Source organism: Vibrio penaeicida, assembly GCF_002933855.1.
GTDB classification, from domain to species: Bacteria; Pseudomonadota; Gammaproteobacteria; order Enterobacterales; family Vibrionaceae; genus Vibrio; species Vibrio penaeicida_A.
Genome location: NZ_BFAQ01000096.1, coordinates 1 through 3,372, shown reverse-complemented (window position 1 = coordinate 3,372; position 3,372 = coordinate 1). Strand labels below are relative to the sequence as shown.

At 36.5% G+C, this 3,372-nt stretch carries 3 protein-coding genes; 1 reads left to right on the top strand and 2 read right to left on the bottom strand.

The features are described 5' to 3' along the window. Positions 1–293: 293 nt before the first annotated feature. A complete protein-coding gene (locus VPNCDNU1_RS28585) occupies positions 294–1,484 on the bottom strand; it encodes a hypothetical protein (RefSeq protein ID WP_145959513.1) in 1,191 nt (396 codons plus the stop codon). Between the two features lie 47 nt (positions 1,485–1,531). Continuing rightward, positions 1,532–2,557 carry a nucleoid-associated protein gene (locus VPNCDNU1_RS28580; protein WP_104403516.1) on the bottom strand — a complete coding sequence of 342 codons (1,026 nt, stop codon included), beginning with the start codon at positions 2,555–2,557 and terminating at the stop codon, positions 1,532–1,534. A gap of 427 nt (positions 2,558–2,984) precedes the next feature. Between VPNCDNU1_RS28580 and VPNCDNU1_RS28575 the strand changes: the two genes are divergently transcribed. Then, positions 2,985–3,200: a hypothetical protein gene (locus VPNCDNU1_RS28575; RefSeq protein ID WP_104403515.1), complete on the top strand. Its 216-nt coding sequence runs from the start codon at positions 2,985–2,987 to the stop codon at positions 3,198–3,200. The last annotated feature ends 172 nt before the right edge of the window (positions 3,201–3,372 follow it).

Sequence of the window (3,372 nt, the reverse complement as noted above, 5' to 3'; positions counted from 1 at the left end):
AAATTTGTTTTGGGGAAAGAATTTTTGAAGCTTTTCCCTCGTTTTTTACACTCTATTTCATGGGGATTTTTAACACGTTTTTGCACACAAATGAGTTAGTGGTGTTAATAATTTAGCTACAACTGAATTAGCTCAGTTTTCCCTGAGACTCATGATTCATTGAGGTCTAGTAACCCAAATGCTATAGGCTATTCACACAACCTAAACACGTGATAAATTTAAATCCAATACCCGTGTTTTTAAACGCAGAATCCCTATTTTTCAATAGATAATTTTTAACGTGGTCAACGTGATTAAGCTGGCTCACTTAAAGCCATATAAGCAACGAAGATCGTAAAGGCTAACATCACGACTGAAAATACAAGAGTTGCTAGTAACTTAGCAAAGATAACAGCATTTCTAGTATCTAAGCCTTGTTTGAGTTTATCAATTTCCTTTAGCTGAGAAGAAATCGATTCATTCTTTTTTGGAGTATCAAGCTCTTCACGAAGCCTTTTGAATAGGTCGGTGTATTCTTTTATTGTCGCACTAAGGGTTGAAAACTGTCCAAGTAGATTGAAGCAAACAACCACAACTAGAAAAGCGACCATTACCAAGTAAGAGATATTCTTCACGAATTGAAGACTAGCTATCTCTGTCGTAGCCTGCATTTGAGACGTAGCAAACCAGACACCTAATGGTATAGCGAAAGTCTTAGTCGCAACTTCGTCAAAAACCTTATTAAGTCGATCTGTATATTCAGTAGCTTTCTCCCGATATTCTTTTCTTACTTTATCAAAAGAGTAATTACGAACATATCGCTCATAGCTTACAAGTAGCTTACTGGTAAATGCGTTGAAGTGCGTTACTAGATGATTAAGGCGTGATTTTATTTCTAAATCACTCAGCAAGTTAAACAAAGACTCACGAACTAGACTATTCATTGCCTCTTTATGCTGATCTTTTCCTAAAAGCTCATCAAGATAAGTAGTATCGATTTCCACACTTAACGCATCTGGTTTAATGCTCAGATGCATATCAAGTGGCTGACCACACAAAATCGTATATGTGTTCCCTTTACTTGTATGAGAAGCATCTTTTACAAGATTGCAAACACGAGATATATTCAAATAGGTTTTAAATTCTCTATTTGAACTATTTTTATCTAGTATCTCGTTGTTATCCGTGACATATACAGCTTCTACAGGATTCAGTAGATAATCAGTATACGAGGTTAAGTCATTCAAAGTTGAACAAATGAAAAACTTACTGTGTTGCTCTGACTGCTTCGATAGTTCAATTTTTGCTTCATTAAAGAAATCAAAGTGCTTCTTTTCAAAGTCATCATGAATGGTAATACTTAGCTCGTGCTGACCATCTTGATATAGTTTGAACGCAGCCGAACATAAGCCCTCGGAGTTTAACTCCTTGAGCTTAGTAACAACATCTTCGTTAAACTCTACGAAGCCATGTACTTCATTATGGTCAACAGTGACTTCTGTCATTGTCTCTCGTATCGACTTGTAAAGTTTTAACGTATTAATATTCATAGTTAATCATTTTGTTCTTCACGCTGAAGCTCAAGAATACTCTGCTTCAGAGAATGTGGAATCTCATCAAAGGTCAATTGCCCGTTATTGTAAGTAACTGTCTTTCCTAATAATTCATTATCAAAGCTGATAGCAACACCTTTACCTCTACCACTCAAACGAACATATCGTTTCAACTCAGTTGGACTAATGGCTAACTGCTCACTCAATTGATACTCATCACCTCTAGCAACATCTAAAAATTCTTTAGTAGAACCTGGGAATACAGCATTTGCTACATGAGTTAGCAACACTTCTTTACCCAATTTTTGCTGCTCTTGAATAAAGCTATGAGCTGTATCTAGTTTTGACTGCATGGCATCATTATCTAGTTTTAAACCTGTGGAGTAAGACTTAATCGCATTCTTCAATGCTGTCGTTTCACGCAACGCAGCTTGTTTATCTCGTTGACAGCCGATGAACGATTCAAAGTAGTCACGCATTTCAACTGAGCGACCAGTTTTAAACTTAATATAACGAGTGCTAAAGCCATTCTGCCAATCAGAGATATTGATCGAAGCGCCCAAATGTAACCGATTAAGATCGATAATAGTTGAAGAACTTAAATCTAGTTTTTCACTAGCATTAATGCCGTCTATACGATTGAGAACAGTAACAGCTAGCAACGTACTACCTTTATATTCATACACGTAAAAAGCAAGAATTCCGCCTTTTACCGTTTGTAGTTTCGGATCCTCTATTATGGCAGCGAAGCTAGTCGCCATCGCTTTGGTTGCCTCAACAAATGTTGCTTTCTTTTCATGCAGTTTTTTAAGATGTTGTTCGAATGCAGGCTCTATTGTTGCATCACCATTAACGCCAAACTCACCAATATTCAACGTAGATTGAGAAAATAGCTCGATTAACTGTTCTGTCAGTTTCTCGCCTAATCCAGCAGTCGAGTTCTCAACATCACGCAAGTTCTTAACTACCATTTCACCATCATTTTCACGTGTAACTTCATGAAGAATCACATTTTTAATCGACATACCTGAGCCTATAAAATTCAAACTGAGGCGAATAGTACCGTAACTAAGTGTTCATGAAGAAGAACTTTGTTCAAGGAAACCAGTTTAGTTCTCACTAACATAAATTATTACGCACGAAGCATTACGTTACATCTAAAATATTTGATTACAATCATCTTTTATGTCGCGATTCAATGAGAAATCAGTTGGTCGAAACACACAAAGGGGCATTTCTGTGTTAGCAATCTTGTTAGTTTAGTGATATTTGGTTAGCTCTCCCAAGTATAGGAAACTCCAACACTTATTTTCTGTTCCTTTGGTTTAATTTCCAATATCCGATATGACAAATAACCCACTAAAATTATCATTCTTTCCTCTTGAAAGTCTTTCTTAGTGTCTACATAATGGTTATGCGCAATGTTGCATATTTTTAAAAAGGGAATTTTCAATGAACGATTGGGATTACGTGAATTTTAGCGAAGATCATGAAATGAATTATCATTTAGGGCTAGTTGGTAAATCGAAATCTGAATACAACAGAAAATACCTAAGAGATAACACTCAACGGACAGCAAAGAACAAGTTAGACAAAACACGCATTACACACTCCGAGTTTAAGCCCTTTGTTGCAGCAGATAAGCCGTATTTGCATGATCCAGCTTAACGCGAAATGTAGATAAAACGTCTCCCGTGAGGAGGCGTTCTTAGTTACGACATAGGACCAATTGCTAAGCATTTTGGTTTTACTGGTTTATATCCTCCTATGAAAACCGTTTTTAGTTTTAGCTCATTTCGAGGCATTTTTAATGCTACTAGCAGGATTAACTAGCCCTTAC

Coding starts and splice junctions, on each gene's coding strand:
- VPNCDNU1_RS28585 (WP_145959513.1), bottom strand. CDS start 1,484: ATGACAGAAGTCACTGTTGACCATAATGAAGTACATGGCTTCGTAGAG.
- VPNCDNU1_RS28580 (WP_104403516.1), bottom strand. CDS start 2,557: ATGTCGATTAAAAATGTGATTCTTCATGAAGTTACACGTGAAAATGAT.
- VPNCDNU1_RS28575 (WP_104403515.1), top strand. CDS start 2,985: ATGAACGATTGGGATTACGTGAATTTTAGCGAAGATCATGAAATGAAT.